Source organism: Streptomyces sp. NPDC026417 (assembly GCF_055567695.1).
Genome location: NZ_JBVHPY010000003.1, coordinates 124,214 through 149,139, shown reverse-complemented (window position 1 = coordinate 149,139; position 24,926 = coordinate 124,214). Strand labels below are relative to the sequence as shown.

The following is a 24,926-nucleotide window of genomic DNA, read 5'->3' as shown; positions in this document are numbered from 1 at the left end:
TTTCCCCGCTCCTTCAGTGCCGCGGTGCAGGGGTGTTGGCGGAGGTGACGTTGACGGCGGCCCAGGCGCGGTCCACCCTCCGGTACTCCGTGCTGCCCCGCCCGTACAGGTCGGCAGCGGCTTTCAACGTCGCGACGCGCGCGTCGTGGAAGTCGGTGGTGGAGACCATGTACCGGGTGAGCGCCCGGTAGAAGACAGCGGTCGCCTTGGCGCGGCCGATGCCGGCGGCCTTCGCGCCGTCGTAGGTGGGCGAGTCGTGCACGACACCGCCGATGGTCTTGCGGCCGCTGCCCTCGGCCAGCAGGTAGAACGCGTGCGAGGAGACCCCGGAGCCCGCGTGGACCTCGGCCGCGGCGGTTCTCGGCGACCAGAAGTCGATCGTCTTCTCCAGCTTGTCGAGAGACGGCTTGTCCAAGCGGCGCAGGAATTTCTGTGCCAGTCCCAGCTTCTCGCCGACGAGATAGTTGGGCGGGTTCTCGGGGTTGCCGGCGGCGAACTCGACGGCCGAGCCGAAGATGTCCGCGAGGGACTCGTCGAGCGAGCCGGGTTCGCCGTACTGGTCGCCGTCCGCGTCCACCCGGGTCGGTTCGAGGGCCGCGGTGGCGGCGACGACGCCGTGGGTCAGCTCGTGGCCGGTGACGTCGAGGACGACCAGCGGCTTGGTGAACAGGTCGTCGTCACCGTCGCCGTAGAGCATGCACCCGCAGGCCGTGTCCCAGAAGGCGTTGCCGACCTTCTTTCCGAAGTGGACCATGGCCCGGGCGCCCCTCCCGTCGTTCCCGATGCCCTTGCGCCCGAACGACTTACGGTAGAAGTCCAGGGTCCTGGTGATGCCGTACTGGGCGTCGACGGCGGCCGTGGCCCGCCCGGACGTCCGGCCGTTGCCCCACTTGTTGTCGCCGTCGGTGAACTTCACGCCGCGGGAGAACGCCTCCGGCTCCCGGCCCTTCGCGTCCCGGGTCTCGGTGTTCCAGCGGGTCGGGTCCTTGAGGACGTACCTCGTCCGTGCCGTCCGGGTGGTGGTCAGCGGCACCTTGCCGACGAACAGGGAGCGGCCCGATCCGGTGGCGGTCCTCGGATAAGGGGCCGCCGCCCTGCCCGTGGGCGAGGAGGCCCGCAGACCGTCCGCAGCCCCGGCGAACGCGGGCGGAACGGCGACCGCCGTACCGGTGGCGGGGGTCGCCCGCTCACCGCGCCGGCGCAGTGTCTCGCCGAGGGAGGGCGAGACGAACTCGTCGCTGTCGGGGGTGTTGCTGCGGATCCTGCCGGACTCCGCGTCCACGACCACCGTGCGGGAGCCGCCGGCCTGCGTGGTGTCGCTGTCCGTCACCCGCACGCGGTAGGCGAGTGCCGTCGCCCCGTTCCGCGCGTCCACGACGAGTTCGGCGTCGCCCGCCTCGCCACGCGCCGCAGAAGCGGCCCTGCTCTCGGCCTGATGTGCCGTCAGTTCGGCCTCGGTCGTGGCCGGCCGGACGAGGTGGTCGGCGGCCCGGGTCGCGCCGAGATACGCCGACCGCGGACCGAGGTGGACGACCAGGTCGCCGCCGAGGACCGGGAGCCCGCGGTGGGTGCGGACGAAGCGGACGTGCCGCTTGCCGTCCGGGTCGGCCATCACGTCCCTGGCCCGCAGGGAGTCGCCCTGGGTGACACCCGTGTCCGCCGCATGGGCGAAGGCGGCGGCGCGGGCCGCGTCCACCGTGGAGGAAGCCGGACTCCCGGCTCGGGACGGGCGATCGGGGGCGTCCGCGACGGCGGGGCCCAGGGGGAGCGCGACGGTCGTCGTCACCGCCACGGCGATCGCCAGGCTGCGTATGTGGGGTCTACGCACTGAGTTCCTTCGTGCAGGGGCGGTGGGGTCGCCGACCGCCCTGGCGCGCGGCGTTGTTGGGCGCCGCGGGGGCTGTCGGGCCCCGACGTAGGTGATGCGGCGTTCGCCGCTCCCGCTCCCGGAAGGGGTGAATGTGACGTATGTCGCGCTCCCCCGGGCCCGCCCGAAGGGCCGGGGGAGCGCGACGGATGTCAGAGCGTGCGGTGGCTGAGGGCGGACAGCAGCGTGCGCAACTCCGCGCGTGCGCCCGGCACCAGTGACGGCGACGCCAGGAGGGCGTCGGCCGCCGCGAGATGACGCCGCGCTTCCCCCAGCGCCGCCGCGCGGCCGCCGCACCGCTCGACCAGGTGCGCGGCCCGGCGTACGGCGGAGTCGTCGAGGGCGCTTCCGGAGTGAAGCAGACCGGCCAACTCGGCGCCACCCGGGGCCTCCACGGCGGCGAGCACCGGCAGGGTCTTCTTTCCCTGACGGAGATCGCTGTGGACGGGCTTGCCGGTGACCGCCGGGTCGCCCCAGATGCCCAGGAGGTCGTCGACGATCTGGAAGGCCACGCCCAGGTGTCGGCCGGCCCGGTCCAGGCCGGTGACCGTCTCCCGCTGCGCTCCGGCGAGTTGGGCGCCGAGCGCCAGGGCGCATCCGAGCAGGGCGCCCGTCTTGCGCTCGGCCATGACCGCGTACTCCTGCGCACTCACCGCGTCGGGTCCCGACCAGGGACGGCGGGCGAACAGCAGGTCGTCCGCCTGGCCGTGGACGAGATCACCGAGGGCGCCGGTCAGCTGCCGCACCCCCGCCGAGAGAGGGGCGGCCTCCCGCGTCCCGGGTACCGCGTCCGGCGCGGGGACGGCCGCCAGGGTCTCGACGGCCAGAGCGAAGAGGGCGTCGCCGGCCAGTACGGCAGGGCCGGTGCCGTACGCCTTCCACACCGCGGGACGGCCGCGGCGCAGCGGATCGCCGTCCATGATGTCGTCGTGCAACAGCGAGAAGGTGTGCACGAGTTCGACGCAGACGGCGGCCGGGACTCCGGTCTCGGCGGGGGCGCCGACGGCTTCCGCGCCGAGGACGGCGAGGGCCTGCCGAACCCCCTTGCCCGTATTCCGGGTCGCGGGCGCTCCGCCGACCTCGCGACGGCCCAGCGCGTATCCGGCCATCTCCGCCACCCAGGGGTGCAGGGTGCCGACCGCCTCGGCGAGGGCCGGGGCGACCAGGTCACGGCAGCGGCGCAGCAAGGGCGACGCGTCGGCGGGAAGCGTCCGCATTCCCGTGTAGGGGGGTGTGGTCAGCGCCGTCACCGGCCGGCCTCCACGCCGTCCCGGGCATCGCCGGCCGCGGCGTGTCGCCCGCCGGTGCCGTCCGCACCGGCCGCGTCGTCCCGGGCGTCACCGGCCCGCGGGGCGGGGACGACGACCGCGGCCGGACCGGCCGCGGAGTCCTCGGCGGGGGCCGCCGTCAGGCCGAGTTCCACGCGGGCGCGGTCGATCATCGCGTGGCCGTGCCGCAGGCCGATGTCCTTCAGTACGCCGCTCAGCTCCGCGAGGTCCGCTGCGGTCTCGGCACGGTCGCGTCCCAGCCGGGCCCGGCACTTGACCAGGCCGAGCCGGGCCAACGCCCGGCCGCGTGGTTCGCTCATCCCCTCGAACTCGGCGAGGGCCAGCGCGTAGACGTCCTCGGCCTCCGGGTAACGCCCGGCACGGTAGAGGACGTTGCCGCGCATCTTGTGGTTGTAGGCGAGTGCGCTCACCAGGTTCATCTCCCGGCAGGAGACCTCGGCCTCGCCGAGCAGTTCGAGGGCGCGGCGCGTGTCCCCGTCGCGTGCGGAGACGATGTCCGCGAGTCCCCGCAGCGCCCAGGCGTGGCCGCGCCGGTCCTCGGCGCGGGCGGCGATGCCCGCGGCCTCCTCGAACATCGCGTACGCGGTGTCGTAGGAGCCCATGCTGCGGTGTATCTGGGCGATGCCCTCCAGGGCCCACACGGTGTGGCGGGCCTCGCCACGCTTCCGCGCCTCGGCCAGGAGCTGCTCGTGCAGGGCCGTCACCGCCGCGTAGTCGCCCTGGATCCGTCCGGTCTCCGCCAGGCCGGCGAGCGAGTAGCCGCGCACCACCACGTCCCCGGCGGCCTCCCCGAGTTCTGCGGCCAGCCGCAGCAGGCGCCGGGCGAGGGGGAGGGCGCCGCGCTGCCGGGCCAGGGTGCCGCCGCTCCACATCGCCCAGGCCATGGCACCGGTGTCCCCGGCCCCGCGGGCGGTCCGGTAGCTCGCCTTCCAGGCCCGGTCCGCGTCCGCCACCTGGCCGAGGCGACGGTGCGCCTCGGCGACCGCGAGGCCCGAGCGGGCCGCCTCTCCGTGTGCTCCGGCCCGCTCGGCGGCACGCAGTTGCTCGGTGCCCGCCGCGAGGACGTCGGTCAGCGAGGAGTTCACCGACAGGGTGGTCAATGCGCCCTGGTACTCCGGGGCGAAGGCCTTGCCGTACATGAGTGCCTTTCGGTCTGCGCCGGTCGGGACGGCTGGGTCCCGACGGCCGGTGTGGGAGGTCACCGGGCGGGCGGCCGCGCGGCGGGGCCGGGCCTCTCACCTGCTCCCGCCCCCTCCCGCACCCCTCTATACACCATGCGTATACACGGAGCGCATAGTGCACCGGACATCCACCGCGGACCCCTGGTTCACCACCGCGCGGGCCGCCGACCCGCTGTCGATCAAGACGGCGCCGACGGCGGCGGGGTTGCCTCGGCGGAGGCGGCACTTCCGATCCGGTCACACCATGGAACATATTTTCGAATACCGAGGTACGCTGCTGGTATGTCCATGCATCTCCAGGGCTCCCTGTTCGACCAGACCGACGACGTGGGGCTGAACCCCCTCGGCGGACTGCGCCGGACCGAGCTCGGCGACGGGGCCTGGATCGATCTGCTGCCCGGCTGGCTCCGCGGCGCGGACGCCCTGTTCGAGCAGCTCGCGGCCGAGGTCCCCTGGCGCGCCGAGCGCCGCCAGATGTACGAGCAGGTCGTCGCCGTACCGAGGCTGCTCTGCCACTACCGGGTCGGCGAGTCGCTTCCGCACCCCGTCCTCGACGAGGCACGCGACGCGCTGGGCGCGCGGTACGCCCCCGAGCTCGGGGAGCCCTTCGCGACAGCCGGGCTCTGCTACTACCGTGACGGCCGTGACAGCGTCGCGTGGCACGGGGACCGCATCGGCCGGGGCGCGCGCGAGGACACCATGGTCGCGATCCTTTCCGTCGGCGCGGCCCGGGACCTGGCCCTGCGCCCCCGCCACGGCGGGGAGACCCTGCGCTATCCGCTCGGCCACGGCGATCTGATCGTGATGGGCGGTTCCTGCCAGCGCACCTGGGAGCACGCCGTCCCCAAGACGGCGCGCGCCACCGGCCCCCGCATCAGCATCCAGTTCCGTCCGCAGGGCGTGCACTGAATCCGGCCCGGAACCGGTGCGGCCACCGGGCAGGGGCCGCCCCGGCTTCCCACGAACCGGATCCGCCGCAGGACGGGAACCCGCCCCGCGGAGCCCGAGCGGTCCGCCCGCCCCCGCGCTACCAGCGGTCCCAGTGCACCACGTCGGCGACCGGGCGCCGCCGCACGGGACCGAACCGGCCCGCCGGCCATCCCACGGGCACGACCGCGAAGGTCCGCATGTCCTCGGGGATGCCCAGCTCCCGCTGCCACTCCTGCTCCAGGAACAGGTGCCAGATCGTCAGATTGGCCGCGAGGCCCAGACCTCGGGCGGCGAGCAGCAGGTTCTGCACTCCCGGGTAGACGCAGGAGCCCTCGGCGAGGGCGGCGAAGCGTTCCTGGCCCTCGGCCATGCGGGCGGTCGCCTCCGGCCCCAGGGACTCGGCCCAGACGCGCAGGCCCTCGGGCTCGAAGCGCGGTTCCGGGAACCGGTAGCAGGGCACCACGAGGGCCGGAGTGTCGGCGAAGTGGTCGCGCTGGTACTCGATGGCGGCGACCATCCGTCCGTACGCCGCCTCGTCCATGCCGGCGGGCGCGTACTTGCCCGTGGTCGCCAGATACGCGTCCACGCACCGGCGCCACAGGGGCGCGAGACGGGCCATGACCTCGCGGTCGGTGACGACGACGTACTCGTAACACTGCATGTTCCCGCCGCTCGGCCCCCACACGGCGGCCTGTATCAGCTGTTCGAGCAGCGGGCGCGGCACGGGTTCCGGCTTGAGCCGGCGCATCGCCCGCATGGTCGACATGGTGTCGACCAGACCGGGCTGTCCGGCGGCCAAGTCCTGTGCGATCTCTGCGGAGTTGGCGTAGGTGATGGGCTTCATGATCACGGATCATAGGTGGGCGGAGCCGGCCCGCGAGTCCCGTTCCGCGGTCTCGCCCCGCCGCGGCCGCAGATCCGTCCGTCGGGCTCTCGCCTCACGGGGTGAGGTGTGCCTGCACCGCCGGCGCGTACCGCTCGACGATGTCCTCCACGTCGGCGCCGCGCAGCCGGGGGCCGCGGGCGATGCCGTACATGACACCCAGTCCGAGCAGGGTGCTCACCGCCAGTTCGGCGCGCAGTCCGGCGTCGGGCCCGGTGAGTCGTTCCGCGAGGCGGTCGCTGACCTGGGTGCGGAAGTTGCCGCGGAGGATCTCGCCCTGCTCCCCCTGGAGGGGGGCGAAGACGATGCGCAGGATGGGGTCGGCGCCGTGGTCCCGCTGACTGACCACGAGATGACGGACCATGTGGCGCCCCAGGCTCTCCAGCGGCGCGTCCAGCAGGGCACGGGCGTCCGCCTCGAAGGACATCACCTGCGCCAGGAGCGTGTCCTTGTTCCCGAAGTACTTCAGGATCAGCGGTGCGCTGACGCCCGCACGGTCGGCGATGGCCTTCAGGGTGATGTCCGCGTGCGCGTGCCGGGCCAGCAGATGGCGGGCCGCCCGCAGGATGGCCGCCTTCGTCGTCTCCGCGTCCCGGCGCGGCGATGCGGTCGGCGCGAGGCCGGAGGGCGGGGTGGTCATGGTGCTCATGCTCCTTCGAGTGCCTCGTCCTCCCGGGGCTCACCGGGGGCCGGTGCCCTGCGGCCGCGGGCGGCTGCGGTACGGCCGCCCGTCCGCCGCGTGTCGCCGGCCGCGGATCCCGCCGGGTCGACGGGAATGGTCAGCGCGGCGGCGCAGGCCACCAGGGCGACGGTACCCGCCATCGCGAAGGCCAGCAGGTAGCCGTGCAGGGTGGGGACCGGGACCCCGCCGAGCGGGCGGGTGTGGTGGACGAGCACGGCCGCCACGGCGGCACTGCACACGGCCTGACCGACCGTGCGCATCAGGACGTTGACGCCGTTCGCGGATGCGGTCTGCCCGGCCGGTACGGCGCGCAGGATGAGCGTCGGCAGGGCGGAGTAGGCGAAGGTCGTGCCGGTGGCGACGACGGTGGCGCCCAGAATGATCACCCAGACGTCGCGGCTGTCCGCAATGCGTATGACGTAGCCGAGGGCGATGACCGCCGCTCCGAGGGCCAGCGTCACCCGGGGGCCGCGCGCGGCCGAGATGCGGGCCGAGACCGGCGAGAGCAGGAGCATGGTCACGCCGCCGGGCAGCAGGCACAGACCGGTCGCGACGATCGACAGCCCGAGCCCGTAGCCGGTGGCCTCGGGGGCCTGCACGAGCTGTGCCGTCACCAGGGAGTTGGCGTAGAACGCGAAGCCGGTCAGGAGTGCGGTGAGATGCGGCAGGGCGACGCGCGGCCGGGCGGCCAGCCGCAGGTCCACCAGAGGCCGCTCGGTGCGCCGCTGCTGCACCCACCACGCCGAGAGGATGACCGCGCAGGCGGCGAACAGCCCGAGGATCGTGGGACTGCCCCAGCCCCACTGGCCGCCTTGCGACACACCCAGCAGCAGGCAGACCAGGCCCGCGGCCAGACCGAGCGCGCCGAGCGTGTCGAAGCGCCCGGGCTCGCGGACCGGCGACTCGCGGACGGCCCACCAGGCGAGGGCGAGGCCCGCCGCCCCGAGCACGCTGGTCGCCCAGAACATCATGTGCCAGTTCGCGTACTGGACGATCAGCGCGGCGAGGGGCAGACCTAGGGCGGCGCCGATCCCGACGGTGGAGCTCATCAGCGCCACGGCCGAGCCGGTGCGCTCGGGCGGGAGTTCGTCCCGCAGGATGCTGATGGAGAGGGGCACCACGGCCGCCGCCGCGCCCTGGAGGGCACGTGCGGTGATGAGCACGCCGATGTCCGAGGTCAGGGCGCACAGCACCGACCCCAGGGTCATCAGGGCCAGCGCGGCCAGCAGGACCCGCCGTTTGCCGTACATGTCCCCGGCGCGGCCGAGCACCGGGGTCAGGACGGCTCCGGAGAGCAGGGTCGCGGTGACCGTCCAGGACACGGCGCCAGCGGAGGCGCCGGTCAGACTCGGGAGGTCGGGCAGCAGCGGCACGACGACCGTTTGCATCACGGCCATCAGGATCCCGCCGAAGGCCAGCACCGGGATCGTCAGGCGGTCCCGGACACCGCGCACGTCGCCTGCCGTCATGAACACTCCAGAGCTCGGCACGGAGAAAGGAGGTGAATGGCAATTCACCTTATCGAGTGAATCGCCATTCACCTAGTGCGCCCGTCCGGCAGAGGTGCACCCGGTGCCGTGGCCCGGCGGGCACCCCGCGCCCTGCGCAGGCCGCCGGACTCGGCCACGCGGCGGCCCGGCGGCTCCCCTCAGCGCCCGGAGCGGGCCTGCACCGTGCGGGCCAGCCGCGGTCCGAGCCACCGCTTGAACCGGCGCAGCGTCTCCAGCTGCCCGGCGGCCCGGTCGATCCGGTAGTAGAGCTGCGGCGGGACGTACGGCAGCAGCGGCGAATGCCGCTGTCCGAGCAGGGCGAACATCTGCGCGGGCGGGAGGTTGATGTAGCGCGGCAGGTTCTCGTACCACTGGGCACTGTGCCGGGCGGCGCTCTGGACGGGCAGCAGGGCCGCCTTGCGCTCCCGTTCGTACCGGGCGAGGGCAGGCGCCGGGTCGGCGTGGGCCGCTCCCCGGGCGGCGTGGGCACCGAGGGCCGCAGCCAGCGACATCGCGTCCTCCAGGGCGAGGGTGGTGCCCGCACCGATGGAGTAGTGGGTCGTATGGGCGGCGTCACCGAGCAGGACGAGGTTGTCGCGGTACCAGGTCCGGTTGGTGAGCGTGCGGAAGTTCAGCCACTGGGCGCTGCCGTCGGCCTGCGCCCGCCCGATGAGCCCGTGTCCGTCCAGGAGATCGGCGAACAGCTTCTCCAGCAGGGCCAGCCCGTCCGCCTCGCTCAGCCGGTCGAGCCCGAGGCCGGTCCAGGTCTCCGGGGAGCACTCCACGACGCAGGTGCTGCGGTCCTCACCGAAGGCGTAGGCGTAGCACCAGATCCAGCCGTGCCCCGTCTCGACGAAGGCGAAGGTGAAGGCGTCGAAGACCTTGGTGGTGCCGAGCCAGATGTAGCGGTTGCGCCCGAGCACGATGTCGCTGCCGAAGTGTGCGGCGTGCCGCTCGCGCAGCCCGCTGTTGACCCCGTCCCCCGCGACGACGAGGTCCGCCTCCGGGAGGGGGTCGTCGGCGGCGATCTCGTGCGCGAAGTCGATCCGCACGCCCAGGGACGCCGCCCGCCGGGCGAGGAGGTCGAGCAGCCGGTGCCGGCCGATGCCGAACCCCTCGTCGCCGTGATGCACCGTCGTCCGGCCGCCGACGTGGGCGACCCCGTCGCTCCAGCGGACCGAAGCGTCGGCGACGGCGCCCGCCGATGCGGGGTCGCCCTCGTGCAGCCTGTCGAGCAGACCGCCCCAGTACGTCACACCCCAGCCGTAGGTGGATCCGGCCGGGTTCCGCTCGTGGACGGTGATGTCGTGGGACGGGTCCCGGAGCTTCATCAGGATCGAGAAGTACAGGTTTGCGGGTCCGCCGCCGACGCACGCGATCTTCACGCGCACTCCCCTTTGGTTACGCACGAGTGTGGATTGGTCACGAAGAGTAGCAGCGGAGGGCGGGCGGTCCGCGGGGCCCGGGAAGGGGGTCAGGCGTACGAGCCCCCACGTTCCCGCGGGTCGTTTCCATTCCCCCAGAACGGTGACCACCCGGGGGACCGCCGGGCGTACGATCTCGGCCTCGCCCTCGACCGGCACCAGGAGGTACCGCCATGCGTTCGCCCGTCGCCCCCGTCCTGGCCGCGTTCGACGAGCCGGTGCGTACCGGCGAGAGCCGGGTCGCCGTCCGGCGGCTGGATCTTCCCGAGTCAGGCCTGGAGGTGGGGGCCGCCCGGACCCCGGCGGGCGAGCCGGTCGAACTTCCCGACGGATCCGAGGCCCTGGTGATCGTGCTGGACGGCCACGGCCTCCTGCGTTCGCCGGGCGGCGGCGAGGAGGTGGCAGCGCACACCGCGGTCTGGCTGCCCCGGAACTCGGACGGCCGCCTGTACGCGGGCCAGTCGGGCATGTACTGCCTGACGGTCCGCCCCCGCACGTCCGGGGTCCCGGCCCCGGCACCGACGGCCGCCGAACCGTCCGCGGGCGGCGAGCCCGCCTGCCTGCTGCGCCAGGTCTGCGCCGAGTGCGGACGCATGGCGACGGAGAGTGACGCCCGCTTCTGCACCCGCTGCGGCGCCGCCCTGTCCGACTGAGACAGCCGCACCACCGGGCCGAACGGGCCCCCGCACGCCCGAACTCCTCCGCTTTCCCGTCAGTCTTCGCACGTGAGGCGCACCACCTTCACCTCCCGCCTCCGCAAGATCCTCGGCGCGCAGACGGCCGCGCGGGAGGTAACTTGCCCCCGCACGCCCCCGGCGGGCCCGAAACGGGCAAGATCATCCTGGTTCAACCTTGCACGACATGTGGGTGATTGTCCGGATCGGAGCCAACCGGGTCCCGGCGATTTCTCCCGCTCTCCGTCCCACCGATAGGCATGCCGGGTCAGCAATCAGAGCTGCTCCAGGAGGACTTGACATGCCCGAACTCACCCGTCGCCGGGCACTCGGCGCCGCGGCCGCTCTCGCCGCTGCGGCCGGATCACCGGCCGTCACCGCCCGGGCCGCATCCGCCGCCGGACACCCCGGCCACGGCACGGGACCCGAACCCTTCGACGAGGTCTACCGGGGCCGCCGCATAGAGGGCCGTCCCACCGGAGGCGGGCATCATCACGGCTCCGCCTACGGCGTGTTCGTCGACGGTGCGGAACTGCACGTGATGCAGAACGCGGACGGCAGCTGGATCAGCGTCGTCAGCCACTACGACCCCGTGCCCACACCGCGCGCCGCGGCCCGCGCCGCCGTCGTGGAACTGCAGGGGGCGCCGCTGATCCCCTTCGTCCCCGCCGCTCACTGAACCGCCCGCGACCAGACCGGAAAAGACCCGCTCATGACCGTTCGCAAGAACCAGGCCGCCCTGACCACCGACGAGAAGCGGCGCTTCGTCGACGCCGTCCTGCGCCTCAAGCGCAGTGGCCGCTATGACGAGTTCGTCACGACGCACAACGCCTTCATCCTCGGCGACACCGACAACGGCGAGCGCACGGGCCACCGGTCACCGTCGTTCCTGCCCTGGCACCGCAGATTCCTGCTGGAGTTCGAGCAGGCGTTGCAGGCGGTGGACTCCTCCGTCGCACTGCCGTACTGGGACTGGAGCACGGACCGTTCGCCCCGCTCCTCCCTGTGGGCCCCGGACTTCCTGGGCGGTACCGGCCGCAGTCTGGACGGCCGGGTGATGGACGGCCCCTTCGCCGCGTCCGCGGGCAACTGGCCCGTCACCATACGTGTGGACAGCCGGACCTACCTGCGGCGCGCCCTCGGCGGCGGCACGCGGGAACTGCCGACGCGCGCCGAGGCCGAGTCCGTGCTCGCCATGCCGACGTACGACACGGCCCCCTGGAACAGTTCCTCCGACGGCTTCCGCAACCACCTGGAGGGCTGGCGGGGCGTCAACCTCCACAACCGGGTGCACGTCTGGGTGGGCGGCCAGATGGCGACCGGCGTCTCCCCCAACGACCCGGTCTTCTGGCTCCACCACGCCTTCATCGACAAGCTGTGGGCCGACTGGCAGCGCCGGCACCCGGGTTCGGGCTATCTGCCCGTCGTCGGGACGCCGAACGTCATCGACCTGAACAAGACGATGAAGCCGTGGAACGACGTGCGGCCGGCCGATCTGCTGGACCACACGCCGCACTACACCTTCGACAGCGCCTGAGCTCGGCGCGGGCTCCGCACTCGGCCGGAAGCGGAACGCGGGGATTCGCATCGGATGCGTCGGGTACCCGCGTTGACGCGTCCGGGTGGTCCGGGCGCACGTCCGACGAGGAGGTAACCCGTGTCACAGGTCGAGGAATCCATCGAGGTCGGCGTCCCGGTTCACACCGCCTACAACCAGTGGACCCAGTTCGAGACGTTCCCCGAGTTCATGAGCGGCGTCGAACGCATCGAGCAGCGCACGGACACCCTCACGCACTGGGTCACCAAGGTGGACGGCGTGAGCAAGGAGTTCGACGCGGAGATCACCGAGCAGATCCCGGACGAGCGGGTCGCATGGACCACGGTCGGCGGAGAGGCCAAGCAGGCCGGTGTGGTCACCTTCCATCACCTCGGCGAGGGCCGGACGAAGGTGATGCTGCAGATGGAGTTCCAACCGGAGGGCCTCGCCGAGACCGTCGGCGACAAGCTCGGCGTCGTGAAGCGCCAGACCAAGGGCGACCTGGAGCGCTTCAAGAAGTACATCGAGTCCCGCGGACTGGAGACGGGCGGCTGGCGCGGCTCCGTGGTGTGAGCCGCCCCCTTCCGTCCACGGCCGGGGCCGACCCCGTGCGCCACGTGCGCACTCAGGCGTCGGCCTCGGCCGTACGGCACTCCGGGTGGCCCCAGCCCTGCGCGTTCTTCGCGATGGGCTCGCCCGCCGCATAGGAGCGGCCGCAGACGCAGCGGCCGGGGAACTTCGCCTTGATCGTCCGTGCCGCGCCGCCCGTTCGGCCCCCCGCGCCGCCCGATCGGGCGGACTTGGCGGTGGGACGGCGGCGGGGAGCCCCGGCCGTGGGCGTGTCCGGTGACGGCGGCGGCTGCGGGGACCCGAGATCGCTGCCCGCGGGCTCCTGGACGACGGCCGCCTGGCTTGCGGCGCGGTCCGCGAAGTCGTTCAGGGGGTCGCCGTCCACCTGGTGCGCGGGCACGTAGCGGAATTCGACGGAGCGGCCGTCGAGCAGCGCGTCGATCCGCGCGACGAGTTCCTGGTTGGCGACCGGCTTCCCGGCGGCCGTCTTCCAGCCCTTGCGCTTCCAGCCGGGCAGCCAGGTGGTCACGGCCTTCATCGCGTACTGGGAGTCCATCCGGATCTCCAGCGGGACGTCCGGGTCGACAGCCGTCAACAGCCTTTCCAGCGCGGTGAGTTCGGCGACATTGTTGGTGGCCGTGCCGAGCGGGCCGGCCTCCCAGCGGGTGGGGGTCTCCGCGTCGTCGGCGACCACCCAGGCCCAGCCGGCGGGTCCGGGGTTCCCCTTCGACGCCCCGTCACAGGCGGCCACAACACGTTCAGGCATGCCCCCGATCATGCCACGCCCCGGCGGGCGCTCCGGGCCCGGGGCGCCCGGCCGGAGCGCCGTTCCCGGCGATCAGCCGCTGTCCGAGGGGCGCCGCGGGCAGGACGTGCTCGCCGTCGCGGTGGCCGGCCACCAGTCCCCCGTCCCGCGGGACGCCGATCTGGTGGCTGACGCCGGGCAGCGAGATGCCCGCGGCACGGGCGACCTCGGAGCTCGTCCGGGCCCGCGGCCCGGTCACCGCGTTCAGCACCGTGGCGCGGGTGCGGCCGAGAAGCCCGTTCGAGACCGTCCCCCGCGGTGCGGGCACGGCCGACGGAGGCTCGGCCATCGGATGGACGAGGAACGGGTCGCCGCCGGGGTCCGCGAGTGCGGTGGGCCGCCGCCAGCAGATATAGCCGGGGACGAGGAGCAGGCTGCATCCATCCCGATGGAGATCACGCCGGACGGGGTAGTCCACTTCGAGCACCGGCGGCCCGCCGGGCCGAGACCGTCCGGCAGGGCCCGGGTGCCGCCGTCGAGCAGCGCGAACGTGCGCAGGTCCACGTCGGTGACGACCGCGCTGCGGATCTGCGGCCCGTACGGCTCCAGGAGGGCCCGGAGGAGCGGCCCGGCGCGCGGGTCAGCAGCCTGAGGCCCGTCCGAGCCGGGTCGGCCGAGCGGGACGGCCCAGTCGGGGCCGGACGGCCCTCGGCCGGCCTCGACAGCTCCCGGACCGTTCGCGTGCGCGGCGTCGCGCGCACCTGGTCGAGGCCCGCCGCGAGGCCCTCGCCGGTGACGGGCGGCGTGAGGAAGTCCGGGATGCGTCCGGCGGCGGGAATCAGTCGGCGTAACGGGCGCAGGGCACGGTCCGCGGTCCCGTCGACGGCGAGGCGGGCGCGGGTCCGCGGCGCCAGTGGCCGAATCCGAGCGGCCCCTGCCCGCCTTCCGAGCGGCAGACGGCGCACACGAGTTCCCGGAGCGGATCGGGCTGCCGGGCGGCGCGCACGTTCCGCAGATCGCGCGGGGTGAAGTGAATGCGGAGCACGCGGTGTCTTCCGCTCCCGGTCCCCGTGGGCGTGTGCCGCCCGGAACGGGCGCGGCCGCAGGAGGAGACGAGCAGCCGCTCCGCACGGTTGCCCGCATGAGGCGAACCCGGACACGCCGACAGGCCGTTCCGCAGGCTGAGGAACCGTCCGCGGCGTCCGCAGGAACGGCCGTCCGAGCCCGGCCGGCCGAGCGGGACGGCCCGGCCGGGGAAGGGCCGGGCCTCGGCCCACGGCACGGTCGTGCGGAGCAGTGCCGGGACGTCTCCACACGGCGGACGGCCCGGTCAGGAGACGTCGGATAGCTTGGGCATCTCGCCCTGCGTCGTCTTGACGTCGATCACGGTGAAGGCCGCCCCCTGGGGGTCGCTCAGCGCGGCGAAGCGGCCGAAGGGGCTGTCCATGGGGCCGAACCGCAGGACTCCGCCGCGGTCGGTCGCCTTCGCCACCGCCGCGTCGCAGTCCTCGACGGTGAAGTACACGTTGATGTACGGAGGCACCTCCGGCGGGAAGTCGTCCGTCATCCGCATCCGGCCCAGCACCGGATCCTCACCCACCCGGAAGATCCGGAAGTCCATCTGCTCGTCGTCCATCTGCTGAGCGCGGTACGGGAAGACGGCCGGGAAGAACGCGTCCGACTTCTCCGGCTCACGGGTGAACACCTCGGCCCAGCAGTAGGCGCCCGGCACCGCGACCGCCTCGAAGCCCTCGTGGACCCCGCCCTGCCACACACCGAAGACGACACCGCTCGGATCGCGGGCCAGCACCATGGTGCCGAAGTCGCCGACCTGCATCGGCTCCATGAGGACCTCGCCGCCGTTGTCGCGGATCTTCTGGGCGGTGGCGGCGGCGTCCGGCGAGGCGAGGTACAGGCACCAGGAGGACTGGCCCTCCTGCCCGGGCATCGGCGGCACGACGGCGGCCACCGCCTTCCCGTTCGCGTACGCCTGCGTGTAGTTGCCGAACTCGGACGACGACTCGCCGAACGTCCAGCCGAGCACGTCTCCGTAGAAGCTCTTGGCCCCTTCGACATCGCCGAACATCGCGTCGGCCCAACACGGTGTTCCTTCAAGCTGTACGGCCATGACGTCGACCTTCTCCGATTCGCTGGATGGTTTCGCTCCTCACGCTAGCCAGCCCGGGCCCGTGTCGCGCGCCGAGCGCGGCGACCTGAACGAGACTGGGGCAGCACGGGGAGAGAGCACGGGCGGTCGTCGACGGGACGGGACAGTGATGATGCACGCGTGGGAGGTGGCCCGGCCCGGGCCGATCGAGCAGGAGCCGCTGCGCTTCGTCGAGAAACCGGTTCCGGTACCCGGAGCCGACGAGCTTCTGGTGCACGTTCGCGCCTGCGGGGTGTGCCGGACCGATCTGCATGTCAGCGAGGGCGACCTGCCCGTGCGCAGGCCCGGGGTGACACCGGGGCACGAGGTGGTCGGCGTGGTGGTGGCCACCGGGGCGGCCGTGAACGGCTTCGCGGAGGGCGACCGGGTCGGCGTGGCGTGGCTGCGGAGCGCCGACGGCACATGCGCGTACTGCGTCCGCGGGGCGGAGAACCTCTGCCCCGCTTCCGCGTACACGGGGTGGGACGCCGACGGGGGCTACGCCGAGTACACGACGGTGCCGGCCGCCTTCGCCTACCGCCTGCCGCGGGACATCGACGACGTCGCCCTCGCGCCCCTGCTGTGCGCGGGCATCATCGGCTATCGCGCGCTGCAGCGGGCGTCGCTCCCGCCGGGCGGCCGCCTGGGGCTGTACGGCTTCGGGGGCAGCGCCCATCTGTGCGCGCAGGTGGCGCGCGCCCAGGGCGCCACCGTGCACGTCCTGACGCGCGACGCGGCCTCGCGGCGGCTGGCACTCGAACTCGGCGCCGCCTCGGCCGGGGGCGCGGACGACGCTCCCCCGGAGCCCCTGGACAGCGCGATCCTGTTCGCTCCGGTGGGCGACCTGGTCCCGGTCGCGCTCCGCGCGCTCGACCGCGGGGGTGTCCTGGCGGTTGCGGGGATCCATCTGAGCGACACACCGCCGCTGCACTACGAACAGGAGCTGTTCTACGAGAAGGAGCTGCGCAGCGTCACGTCCAACACCCGGGCGGACGGACGCGAGTTCCTGACGCTGGCCGCGCGGTACGGCGTCCGGGCCACGACGCACGCCTACCCGCTCTCGCGGGCGCAGGAGGCACTGCAGGACCTCAAGGCGGGCCGCTTCGAAGGGGCGGCCGTCCTGGTGAACGACCTGCCGCACCGGCACTGACCGCCCGGCGCCCACCGGCCGGTGCCCGTACGGCGGAGCGGCGCCTGCACCGTTCGAGGCCGGCCCGGTCCCGCGCGGACCGCCCGCGCCTCGGGCACCGGGGCCCAACGGTCCGGCACCAGGGAGAGGCGAAGACCCCGGCATCCCCTGCGCGCCGGCCGCATCGCCGAACGGGGGGACGCCACGCCGACGTCGACGGCCACGCCGTCGCCCGGGCGGTGCGCGCCCGTCCGCACGGCGACCGGATCCGGCTCATCGCCGTCTCCGCGTTCAGCCGGGGTGCCGACCGCGGTGAGTCACGGGCCGCCGGGTTCGACGCCGCCTGGCCAGGCCGCTGCCGCCGGCGGAGCTGCCGGACCTCCTCGCGGAACCCGCACCCGGCGCGTGAGCGTCACAGGGTGCCGAGGTCGACGGCCGCCGCCATGGCCGCGTAACCGGCGTCGTTCGGATGCAGATGGTCGCCCTCGTCGTAGGCGGGCAGGATGCGCAGCGGGTCGGCGGGGTCGCGCACGGCCCGGTCGAAGTCCACGACGTGGTCGAACAGTCCGCCGGTCCGGATGTAGTCGTTGACGGCGAGGCGGGTGGCCTCCAGGGTCTCGTCGTAGACGCGCCAGCCCTTGAAGGGGGTCAGGGTCGCCCCGACGACCTCGATGCCGTGGGCGTGCGCCTGCCGCACGATCTCCCGGTAGGCCGCCGTGATCGCCGCGGGGTCCGTCTGGTGCGGCTCCTGCTGGATGTCGTTGATGCCCTCCATGAGGACGAGGGTGCGGACGTCCGTCCGCGAGAAGACGTCCTCGTCCAGCCGCTCCAGCGCCTTCACCCCGAAGCCGCCGCCGTCCCGCAGCAGCCGGTTGCCACTGATGCCCGCGTTGAGCACCCCGAGCTGCCGGTGACGCGGCAGCTTCTGCAGACGGTCGGAGAGCAGATCGGGCCAGCGGTGGTCGGCGCCCTCCGTGGACCCGTATCCGTCCGTGATGGAGTCGCCGAACGCGACCACCGCGCCGCGGGCCGGGGGGTCGAGGACGTCGACACCCGTGACGTAGAAGCGCTGCCGGCTGGTCGCGGTGAACGCGGCTCCGGACACGTCCGCGGCCCGGTCGGCCGCCCTGGCCACGTACGCGACCTGCCGGGCCAGCGGGTGCACGGTCTGCAACGCCGGCACCCGTGGGAGATGGGCACTCACCAGCAGGTCGCTGTCGGGCGCCACGTCCAGCCGTACGGGCTCGCTCCGCACATCCTCGCCGGGCCGCACGACGTCGCTCCCGAACGTCACGCGGCGCACCGTGCCGGGGACGGCGTCGGCCCCGGCCGCCCGGACCGCCACCGTCACCCGGCCCAGGGCCAGCGGTTCGGACCCGAACGCGTTGGACAGCCGGATGCGGACGCGTGGACCTCCGACGCTGACGTGCACGACCTGGCGCAGCGAGTCACCCGAGGCGACCTCGGACGTGGAGGCGCCCACCACGGCCGGTGCCTGCCACGTGCCCACCCAGCCGTGCGCGGAGGCCGCGGCGGCCGGCGCGGGTGCGGCCGGCGCGGGTGCGGCGGATCCGAGGACGAGCGCGAGCGGCACGAGAAGCGCCTTGGCGCCTTTGATCACGGCGTTCACCCCTGACTGGGACCTGGTGCAACGGCGCCGGGCGGACAGGGGCATTGGATCGGAGGACGGGGCGACCCGTCAACGACGAGAACCCGACACGTCCTCGGCCACGGAGGGCGGGCGGTACACCTGGCCGACGCGGCCCTTTCCCCTCGTGCCGTGGCCCGTTCCCGCCCGGGAGAGCCTTTCGGCGGACGGCGCGGGAGTGGCCGGATGCGGAGGCCGCTCATCGTGGAAACGGCCGGACGGACCGCTGCCGGAGACGGGCCGCACCGCGCTGCACCGCGACGACGACCCGCTGCACTTCTGCCGCGCACCGACGACGTCCCCACCGAAGCCGTGCCCGGTCCGCTCGCCCGGGATCGCCCGGATCGCGCGTGCGAACATCCGGGTGGTCGCCGGTCTCGCGCGCGCTGACGGGGTGGAGGCCGCGTGCCTCAGCCGGGTGGGCCTTGGCGGGTGTCCGAGTCCCGCGCCGCCACCGCACCGGAAACCGGGTCCTCGGCGGGGCCACCGGCCGGAATGCCCGGGACGGCGCCGCCCTGCAGCCGTTCCAGGTCGTCGGGGCGCACCTGGATGACGATCACGGCGATCAGCGCGGCCACCACGGCGAGCACGGCCGCGACGACGAACGCACTGGAGATGCCCGAGGTCAGCACCTGGTCGCTCCAGGGTGGTGGGAGCTCCCCGGTGCGGCGGAACTCCAGGCGCTGGGCGGGGGTGGCCTCGGACATGAAGTTCCGGATCTGATCGGTGGCCTCGTTCCGGCTGGCCGTGCCGAAGACGGTGACCAGCACGCTCAGCCCGAGCGAGCCGCCCACCTGCTGGGTGGCGTTGAGGATGCCGGACGCGGCGCCGGACTCCTGCGGGGACACCCCGGAGACCGCCATCAGGGTCAGCGACACGAACTGCATGCCCATGCCGAAGCCGAAGACCAGCATGGGGCCGAGGATGCTGCCCAGGTAGGTGCTGTCGACATCGGTCAGCGTCAGCCAGCCGAGTCCCAGGGCGGCCAGGATCGAGCCCACCGCCATGAACGGTTTGGGTCCGAACTTCGGCAGCAGCTGCGAGGCGACGCCCGCACCGACGGCGATGATCGCGCTCACCGGCAGGAAGGCGAGGCCGGCCCGCAGCGGGCTGAAGTGCAGGATGTTCTGCACGAAGAGGGTCAGGAAGAAGAACATGCCGAACATCGCCGCGGCCAGGGTCAGCATCATCCCGTAGACACCCGCGCGGTTGCGGTCACGGAACATCCACAGCGGCGTGATGGGCTGCTTCGAGCGGCGCTCGTTGACGATGAACGCGGCGAGCAGCACGACCGCGGCCACGAAGGCGCCGACGGTCACGCTGTCGGTCCAGCCGTCCTCGGAGGCGCGGATGAAGCCGTAGACGAGCAGCACCATGCCGAGTGTGGACGTGAAGGCGCCGAGGAGGTCGAAGTGGCCCGGGTGGCGCTCCGACTCGCGGATGTAGCGGGGGGTCGCGAGCACGATCAGCAGGCCGATGGGCACGTTGACGAAGAGGACCCAGCGCCAGTCGAGCCACTCGACGAGGATGCCGCCCGCGAGCAGGCCGATAGCGCTGCCACCGGCCGAGACGGCCGCGAACACGCCGAATGCCCGGTTGCGTTCCGGGCCTTCGCGGAAGGTGGTGGTGATCAGCGCCAGCGCCGTCGGGGACGCGATGGCTCCGCCGACGCCCTGGAGCGAGCGCGCCGCGAGCAAGTGCCAGGCCTCCTGGGAGAGTCCGCCGAGCAGGGAGGCGAACACGAAGAGCAGGACGCCGAAGACGAAGACTCTGCGGCGGCCGAGGATGTCGCCCAGCCGTCCGCCGAGGAGCAGCAGGCCGCCGAAGGTCAGCGTGTAGGCGTTGATCACCCACGACAGGTTCTCGGTCGAGAAGCCGAGCGAGGTCTGGATGTGAGGAAGAGCGATGTTCACGATGGTGATGTCGAGGACCACCATCAGCTGGCACGAGGCGATGACGAGGAGTGCGATACCGCTGCCGTGGCTCCGCTCCGGGGCCTGGGCAGACGTCGGGGGTGTCGGTTGTGCGGCCGTCATGGAATCACCGTGCGTCGCAGGTCGGCGTGGGGCGCCGACGTTCACTTCCCCAAGGTAAGCCCGGGTCTCCCGGGTCACCAGTCGATCAACGGGGCGCGTGCAGCGGGCCCGGACGGCGCGGGTACGCGGGTCGTGGGGGTGCGGGGACGCGGGGCACGGGTGGCGGGGAGGGTACCCCGCCACCCGTGGTGGTCCGGCCGCGGCGCGTGGTGCGCTACGGCAACAGGTTGATCTTGAACGTGGACGTCGTGTTCCGCACGTCCTGGGCGTTGCCGCTCATCTTCAGGTTGTGGAAGGTGACTTCACCGACGGCGGGACCCTGCCCTGCCTCCGGCATCTCGTTGGCCCAGAGGCCGAAGCCGGACTTGGCGTCGTACGCGTCGCCGCTCTTGCGGGCTCCGGTGATCGTCACGTCCGTGAGCACGGTGTCCTTGATCGGGAACTGCGGCTGTCCTCCCACGTAGTTGGTCTGGAACATGATCCCGCTGTAGGTCGGATCGACGATGTCGACGTTGTTGACGCGGATCCCCTGGAAGACCTTGGAGGCGGAGAACATCCAGATGCCGGGGAAGGTCTGGGAGCCCCAGAAGTGGCCCCCCGCCCGGACGATCGAGATGTTCTCCAGGGTCGTCGGAGCCGTGCCGAAGCCGTTCATCGGGTAGCCGAAGTCGAGCGAACTGACGGTGATGCCGGAGTAGACCAGCGTGTCGGCGATGTGGATGTTGCGGAAGGTGTTGTCGTACCCGCCGTAGACGGCGATGCCCGCCGCGCGCCAGGTCAGGATCGACGTGAGGTTCTCGTACAGGTTGTTCTTCTCGTCGGCCCCGCCCGCGTCGATCGCGGAGAAGAGAGCGAAGCTGTCGTCGCCGGTCGCCCGCGCCTCGTTGTTGACGACGTGGTTGTCCGTGCTTCCGTTGGTCATGTTGATGCCGTCGGCGAATATGTCGCGGATCCGCGAGTTCTTGATGGTGATGCCGTCGGTGTTGGCGCCCCAGTAGAGGCACACCATGTGTTCGTTCCAGATGTTGTCGATGGTGATGTCGGAGACGTTGGAGAAGTCGAACACCTTGCCGGGGCCGTCGATGCGCGAGGTGTAGTTGCCGAAGTACGCGAAGCCGGCGAACGACGAGCCCTTGGCACTGGCCTCGGCCCGGAAGCCGATGTCGGTGTTCTCCTGCGAGGACGGGGCGTGGAAGCGGGTGTACCAGGGCCCCGCACCGACGACCTTGACCGCCTTGCCGTAGACCTGGAACTTGCTCGACGTCTCGTAGTCACCGGCCGGCAGATACACGCCGACGAGCTTGCCGGTGGTGTCCATGCGCACCTTGTCGAGCGCGTTCTGCACGTCCTGGTGGGAGAAGCCGGCGGGCACGGTGTACGTGGCCGGGTCCGGGTTGGGGAGCGCCGAGGTCTGCTCCAGGCTGACGAAGTCGATCGCGTACCTGGAGTCGTTGGCGGCGTCCTTCTGCAGCCGTATCCGGCTGCCCGCCGGGACGGTCTGACCGAGCATCAGGTTCGCCTCGTCGTAGATGTGCCGAGGCGATCCCGAGCCCGGGGAGTTGCCCGGTGCGGTTTCCGCGCCGTACAGCCAGGCGTACTTGGACGTCAGGTCGACGGCCTTGAGGAACTTGCCGTCGACGTAGACGTTCAGGGTGGAGTTCGTTCCGCCGCCTCCGGCGGAGTCCGGGATGGAGAAGCGCGTCACCAGGGTGTTGGCGGCGGCCTTGGTGGTCCATTCCACGTAGTTGCCGGTGCTGTTGAGGGTGACGGCCTTGCGGCCGGAGGCCTCTCCGGCGATGTCACCGACCGTGCGGTTGGGTCCGACGGTCTGGGCGCCGCCGCCGGTGGTGCCGTCCTCGGCCTCGTACATGTCGTACGGCATGTTGGCGCCGCGGCCGACGAACAGGGGTTGGCTGGTGGTGTTGTTGTCGCGCTTGACCGGAAGTTCGTTGGCGTCGGCCGCGACCACCGTCTTCACGGTGAACTTGCCCTTGCCCGCGGTCCAGGTGCCGAGTTTGACCGCGGGTGCGGTGTCGCCGGCCGCGATGACGCCGTCGTGGGAGCCGGTGAGGGTCTTGACGGTGGCACCGGACGAGTCGAGGACGGTCAGTGTGATGCCGTGGCCGCCGCTCGCCGACGCGACCGTGCCCTGGTTCTTCAGGGTGACGGAGAAGGTGACGGTGTTGCCCTCGGCGGGCGCGCTGGGCGACCAGCCGACGGAGGAGGCCACCAGGTCGGAGCTGGAGACGGGTTTGACGACGAGGGAGGTGGGGCTGGTGTAGGAGTTGTTCCCCTCGTTCTGCTCGACGACCTTGTTGCTCGGGTCGGCGACGGCACCGACCTGGTAGGTCCCGGCCTCGCGGGCGCCGATGTCCGCGGTGGCCGTGGTGGAGGCGCCGGCGGCCAGCGTGCCGACGGCGGCCGTGCCGACCTTGGTGCCGCCCAGCCGGAACTCGACGTCGGTGGCATCCGACGCGTCCGTGCCGGTATTGCGCACGGTCGCGGTCAGCTTCACCGCATCGGACTCGACGGGGCTCGCCGGCGTCGAGGTGATGCCGGTGATCTGCAGGTCCGGGTTCGGGGCCGGGGTGCCGAGGACCTGGAATTCGGCGACCTGCCCGGCGGAGGAGCCCGAGTTGGCGGTGAACACCAGCTGGACGTCGGCGACGCGGCCGGTGACGGGGATGCGGACGGTGTTCCCGCTCGCCGGGTCGAAGGTGTAGTCCCGGGCGGCGGACAGGCTCGTGAACGAGGCGGCCTTCTGCTCCCGCCCGAGGACCTGGATCCGCTGGGTCCGTGCCGCCCACGCGGCGTCCGGACTGAGCTTGAGGACCACCGTGCCCACGTCGGCGTTCGCGCCGAGCTTCACCGTGAGGCTGTTCGGGTAGCTGCCCGGCCCGCCCTCCCAGTAGGTGCTGGTCCTGTCGTCGTTGGCGTTCTCCGCGACGAATGTGAACACACTGGAGGAGGCGGTGATCGGCTTGCCGACGGCGAGGTTCACGTCGTCGCTCGTGGAGCCGTTGCGCGTGACCCTGTTGCTGTCGGCGGACTGGTTGCCGGCCGCGTCCTTGGCACGCAGGTGGTACGTCACGGTCGCCGACGCGGGCTGGGCGTCGGTGTAGGTCGTGGTGTCGCCGTCGAGGCTCTTGCGAAGCGTCCCGTTGGCATAGAGGTCGTAGCCGGTGACCTTGACGTTGTCGGTGGAGGGCCGCCAGGTGAGCCTGACCTGGCCGCTGGTGGCCTCGGTGAAGGCCAGGTCGGCGGGCGCGGTCGGGGGCTGGGTGTCGCCCGAATCGCCCTTGCGCGTGACGGTGTTGCTGTCGGCGGACTGGTTGCCCGCGGCGTCCTTGGCACGCACGGAGTACGCGACGGTCGCCGAGGCGGGCTGGGTGTCCGTGTACGTGGTCACGTCGCCGGCGACGGAGGTGCGCAGCTCGCCGTTGGCGTAGACGTCGTAGCCGGTGACCTTGACGTTGTCGGTGGCGGCCTTCCAGGTCAGTTTGATCTGGCCGGCAGCCGGCTCGGTGTAGGCGAGGTCGGCGGGTGCGGTCGGCGCCTGGGTGTCGCCCGTGGTCGGCCCGTAGACCTCGAGTTCCGACAACTGCCCGGCGGGCTGGCCTGTGTTGGCCGTGACGAGTACCCGGACGAAGCGCGTCGTGACGGCGTTGAAGGCCAGGCTCTGCGTGAGGTCGTTCGCCTCGTTGAAGTCGTAGCCCTTGGAAGCGGTGAGGTCACTGAAATCCGAGCCGTTCGTGCTGCCCCGGAGTGTGAGCGTCTGGGTTCGGGCACCCCAGCCGGACGGCAGACGCAGCACGACGCGGTCGACGCGCACGGACGAGCCGAGGTCGACCTGGACCCACTGCGGGAGTTCGCCGTTCCGGCTCTCCCAGTAGCTGGCCCGGTTCCCGTCGCCGGCGTTCGCGGCCACATAGGTCTGCGTGCTGCTGCTCGCGGTGAACTGCTTGCCCGCGGCGAGGTTCCCGGAGGAGTCACTGGCGCCGTGCACCTCCAACTCCGAGAGCTGCGCGGCGGACCAGCCGGTGTTCGCCGTGATGCTGATCCGCACGAAGCGGGCCTGAGTGGCCGGGAAGGCGATGGTCACGGTGTTGCCGGCGCTCGGTGTGAAGGCGTACGACGCCGAGGACTTGATGGTGTCGAAGCCCGTGCCGTCGCCGCTGCCCTGGACCGCGAGCGTCTGGCTCCGGCTCTCCCAGGCCGCGGGGAGCTTCAGAACCACCTCGTCGATCCGGGTGGCGGCGCCGAGGTCGGCCTGCACCCACTGCGGGAAGCCCGAGCCCGAACTCTCCCAGTACGTGGCCGCGTTGCCGTCGGTCGTGTGCGGTGCTCCGTACTCGGTCTTGGAACTGCTCGCCGTGGCGCTCTTGCCGGCGGCGAGATTGGGTCCGCCGGCCGCCGTCGCGGTCGCGGTCAGCGCGGGGAGCCCGATGAGGGCGAGCGCTGTGGTCAGCAAAGCGGCCAGCAAGCGGCCTCTCCAACGGTGTCTGGTCATCCTTCTCCTGCCCTGGAGCGGTGTCACGGGGGGACGCGGAAGTGCACAAGAGAGCAAGGATCGCTTTTTTGCGTTCAGTTGTTGGAGAATTGCATGGTGATGTTGCTCAGTCCACAGTCAGTGCGGAGATAGTTGCCCTTTCTTGTTGAGCAGGACACAAGGGCGTTCCGGGGAGCAGACGGCGC

The 24,926-nt window shown here is 72.3% G+C and carries 20 protein-coding genes; 6 read left to right on the top strand and 14 right to left on the bottom strand.

Going from position 1 to position 24,926, the window contains the following annotated elements:
• Window positions 1–13: 13 nt before the first annotated feature.
• The 3 genes from ACZ4NT_RS05870 to ACZ4NT_RS05860 form a co-directional block, all read right to left on the bottom strand.
• Complete coding sequence (locus ACZ4NT_RS05870; RefSeq protein ID WP_467723741.1) at window positions 14–1,828, bottom strand: M4 family metallopeptidase; 1,815 nt, start codon at window positions 1,826–1,828, stop codon at window positions 14–16.
• Between the two features lie 191 nt (window positions 1,829–2,019).
• Window positions 2,020–3,084 (bottom strand): polyprenyl synthetase family protein, encoded by a 1,065-nt coding sequence (locus ACZ4NT_RS05865; protein ID WP_467724152.1) that lies wholly within the window; start codon window positions 3,082–3,084, stop codon window positions 2,020–2,022.
• 29 nt (window positions 3,085–3,113) lie between these two features.
• Window positions 3,114–4,295 (bottom strand): tetratricopeptide repeat protein, encoded by a 1,182-nt coding sequence (locus ACZ4NT_RS05860; protein ID WP_467723739.1) that lies wholly within the window; start codon window positions 4,293–4,295, stop codon window positions 3,114–3,116.
• Window positions 4,296–4,619: 324 nt separating this feature from the next.
• On the opposite strand from ACZ4NT_RS05860, the gene ACZ4NT_RS05855 reads away from it, so the two are divergent.
• On the top strand, window positions 4,620–5,246 hold the full coding sequence (locus ACZ4NT_RS05855; RefSeq protein ID WP_121408133.1) for an alpha-ketoglutarate-dependent dioxygenase AlkB: 627 nt from the start codon (window positions 4,620–4,622) through the stop codon (window positions 5,244–5,246).
• A gap of 118 nt (window positions 5,247–5,364) precedes the next feature.
• Here ACZ4NT_RS05855 and ACZ4NT_RS05850 read toward each other — a convergent pair whose 3' ends face one another.
• From ACZ4NT_RS05850 to ACZ4NT_RS05835, 4 genes are all read right to left on the bottom strand, one after another.
• On the bottom strand, window positions 5,365–6,111 hold the full coding sequence (locus ACZ4NT_RS05850; RefSeq protein ID WP_467723737.1) for a nitroreductase family protein: 747 nt from the start codon (window positions 6,109–6,111) through the stop codon (window positions 5,365–5,367).
• A gap of 94 nt (window positions 6,112–6,205) precedes the next feature.
• Complete coding sequence (locus ACZ4NT_RS05845; RefSeq protein ID WP_121408134.1) at window positions 6,206–6,799, bottom strand: TetR/AcrR family transcriptional regulator; 594 nt, start codon at window positions 6,797–6,799, stop codon at window positions 6,206–6,208.
• Entirely contained in the window at window positions 6,796–8,301 is a 1,506-nt protein-coding gene (locus tag ACZ4NT_RS05840; protein ID WP_467723735.1) for an MFS transporter, read from the bottom strand. Before ACZ4NT_RS05840 ends, ACZ4NT_RS05845 begins: the two co-directional genes overlap by 4 nt.
• A gap of 179 nt (window positions 8,302–8,480) precedes the next feature.
• Window positions 8,481–9,707, bottom strand: a complete 1,227-nt coding sequence (locus ACZ4NT_RS05835) for an FAD-dependent monooxygenase (protein ID WP_467723733.1) — start codon at window positions 9,705–9,707, stop codon at window positions 8,481–8,483.
• 212 nt (window positions 9,708–9,919) lie between these two features.
• On the opposite strand from ACZ4NT_RS05835, the gene ACZ4NT_RS05830 reads away from it, so the two are divergent.
• The 4 genes from ACZ4NT_RS05830 to ACZ4NT_RS05815 all read left to right on the top strand — a co-directional run bounded on the left by ACZ4NT_RS05830 (window position 9,920) and on the right by ACZ4NT_RS05815 (window position 12,530).
• Window positions 9,920–10,399 carry a hypothetical protein gene (locus tag ACZ4NT_RS05830; protein WP_467723731.1) on the top strand — a complete coding sequence of 160 codons (480 nt, stop codon included), beginning with the start codon at window positions 9,920–9,922 and terminating at the stop codon, window positions 10,397–10,399.
• Window positions 10,400–10,721: 322 nt separating this feature from the next.
• The gene (melC1, locus tag ACZ4NT_RS05825) at window positions 10,722–11,099 is read left to right on the top strand and encodes an apotyrosinase chaperone MelC1 (RefSeq protein WP_121408138.1); all 378 of its coding nucleotides are present in this window, start codon (window positions 10,722–10,724) and stop codon (window positions 11,097–11,099) included.
• 33 nt (window positions 11,100–11,132) lie between these two features.
• Entirely contained in the window at window positions 11,133–11,957 is an 825-nt protein-coding gene (gene melC2, locus ACZ4NT_RS05820; protein ID WP_467723729.1) for a tyrosinase MelC2, read from the top strand.
• Between the two features lie 120 nt (window positions 11,958–12,077).
• A complete protein-coding gene (locus ACZ4NT_RS05815; protein WP_121408140.1) occupies window positions 12,078–12,530 on the top strand; it encodes an SRPBCC family protein in 453 nt (150 codons plus the stop codon).
• 52 nt (window positions 12,531–12,582) lie between these two features.
• Here the strand turns inward: ACZ4NT_RS05815 and ACZ4NT_RS05810 are convergent, their stop codons facing one another.
• From ACZ4NT_RS05810 to ACZ4NT_RS05795, 4 genes are all read right to left on the bottom strand, one after another.
• Window positions 12,583–13,305: a ribonuclease H family protein gene (locus ACZ4NT_RS05810; protein WP_467723727.1), complete on the bottom strand. Its 723-nt coding sequence runs from the start codon at window positions 13,303–13,305 to the stop codon at window positions 12,583–12,585.
• Window positions 13,286–13,750: a winged helix-turn-helix domain-containing protein gene (locus ACZ4NT_RS05805; protein ID WP_467723726.1), complete on the bottom strand. Its 465-nt coding sequence runs from the start codon at window positions 13,748–13,750 to the stop codon at window positions 13,286–13,288. Before ACZ4NT_RS05805 ends, ACZ4NT_RS05810 begins: the two co-directional genes overlap by 20 nt.
• 360 nt (window positions 13,751–14,110) lie before the next feature.
• Window positions 14,111–14,317 carry a hypothetical protein gene (locus tag ACZ4NT_RS05800; protein ID WP_467723724.1) on the bottom strand — a complete coding sequence of 69 codons (207 nt, stop codon included), beginning with the start codon at window positions 14,315–14,317 and terminating at the stop codon, window positions 14,111–14,113.
• Window positions 14,318–14,602: 285 nt separating this feature from the next.
• Entirely contained in the window at window positions 14,603–15,400 is a 798-nt protein-coding gene (locus ACZ4NT_RS05795) for a VOC family protein (protein WP_467723722.1), read from the bottom strand.
• Window positions 15,401–15,551: 151 nt separating this feature from the next.
• Between ACZ4NT_RS05795 and ACZ4NT_RS05790 the strand changes: the two genes are divergently transcribed.
• A complete protein-coding gene (locus ACZ4NT_RS05790; protein WP_467724150.1) occupies window positions 15,552–16,568 on the top strand; it encodes a zinc-binding alcohol dehydrogenase family protein in 1,017 nt (338 codons plus the stop codon).
• Between the two features lie 391 nt (window positions 16,569–16,959).
• Here ACZ4NT_RS05790 and ACZ4NT_RS05785 read toward each other — a convergent pair whose 3' ends face one another.
• From ACZ4NT_RS05785 to ACZ4NT_RS05775, 3 genes are all read right to left on the bottom strand, one after another.
• Window positions 16,960–18,168, bottom strand: a complete 1,209-nt coding sequence (locus ACZ4NT_RS05785; protein ID WP_467723720.1) for an SGNH/GDSL hydrolase family protein — start codon at window positions 18,166–18,168, stop codon at window positions 16,960–16,962.
• 437 nt (window positions 18,169–18,605) lie between these two features.
• On the bottom strand, window positions 18,606–20,231 hold the full coding sequence (locus ACZ4NT_RS05780; protein ID WP_121408145.1) for an MFS transporter: 1,626 nt from the start codon (window positions 20,229–20,231) through the stop codon (window positions 18,606–18,608).
• A gap of 214 nt (window positions 20,232–20,445) precedes the next feature.
• A complete protein-coding gene (locus tag ACZ4NT_RS05775; RefSeq protein WP_467723718.1) occupies window positions 20,446–24,741 on the bottom strand; it encodes a discoidin domain-containing protein in 4,296 nt (1,431 codons plus the stop codon).
• Window positions 24,742–24,926 lie beyond the last annotated feature (185 nt).

Coding starts and splice junctions, on each gene's coding strand:
- ACZ4NT_RS05865 (WP_467724152.1), bottom strand. CDS start 3,084: ATGCGGACGCTTCCCGCCGACGCGTCGCCCTTGCTGCGCCGCTGCCGT.
- ACZ4NT_RS05860 (WP_467723739.1), bottom strand. CDS start 4,295: ATGTACGGCAAGGCCTTCGCCCCGGAGTACCAGGGCGCATTGACCACC.
- ACZ4NT_RS05855 (WP_121408133.1), top strand. CDS start 4,620: ATGTCCATGCATCTCCAGGGCTCCCTGTTCGACCAGACCGACGACGTG.
- ACZ4NT_RS05850 (WP_467723737.1), bottom strand. CDS start 6,111: ATGAAGCCCATCACCTACGCCAACTCCGCAGAGATCGCACAGGACTTG.
- ACZ4NT_RS05845 (WP_121408134.1), bottom strand. CDS start 6,799: ATGAGCACCATGACCACCCCGCCCTCCGGCCTCGCGCCGACCGCATCG.
- ACZ4NT_RS05840 (WP_467723735.1), bottom strand. CDS start 8,301: ATGACGGCAGGCGACGTGCGCGGTGTCCGGGACCGCCTGACGATCCCG.
- ACZ4NT_RS05830 (WP_467723731.1), top strand. CDS start 9,920: ATGCGTTCGCCCGTCGCCCCCGTCCTGGCCGCGTTCGACGAGCCGGTG.
- melC1 (WP_121408138.1), top strand. CDS start 10,722: ATGCCCGAACTCACCCGTCGCCGGGCACTCGGCGCCGCGGCCGCTCTC.
- melC2 (WP_467723729.1), top strand. CDS start 11,133: ATGACCGTTCGCAAGAACCAGGCCGCCCTGACCACCGACGAGAAGCGG.
- ACZ4NT_RS05810 (WP_467723727.1), bottom strand. CDS start 13,305: ATGATCGGGGGCATGCCTGAACGTGTTGTGGCCGCCTGTGACGGGGCG.
- ACZ4NT_RS05795 (WP_467723722.1), bottom strand. CDS start 15,400: ATGGCCGTACAGCTTGAAGGAACACCGTGTTGGGCCGACGCGATGTTC.
- ACZ4NT_RS05790 (WP_467724150.1), top strand. CDS start 15,552: ATGCACGCGTGGGAGGTGGCCCGGCCCGGGCCGATCGAGCAGGAGCCG.
- ACZ4NT_RS05780 (WP_121408145.1), bottom strand. CDS start 20,231: ATGACGGCCGCACAACCGACACCCCCGACGTCTGCCCAGGCCCCGGAG.
- ACZ4NT_RS05775 (WP_467723718.1), bottom strand. CDS start 24,741: ATGACCAGACACCGTTGGAGAGGCCGCTTGCTGGCCGCTTTGCTGACC.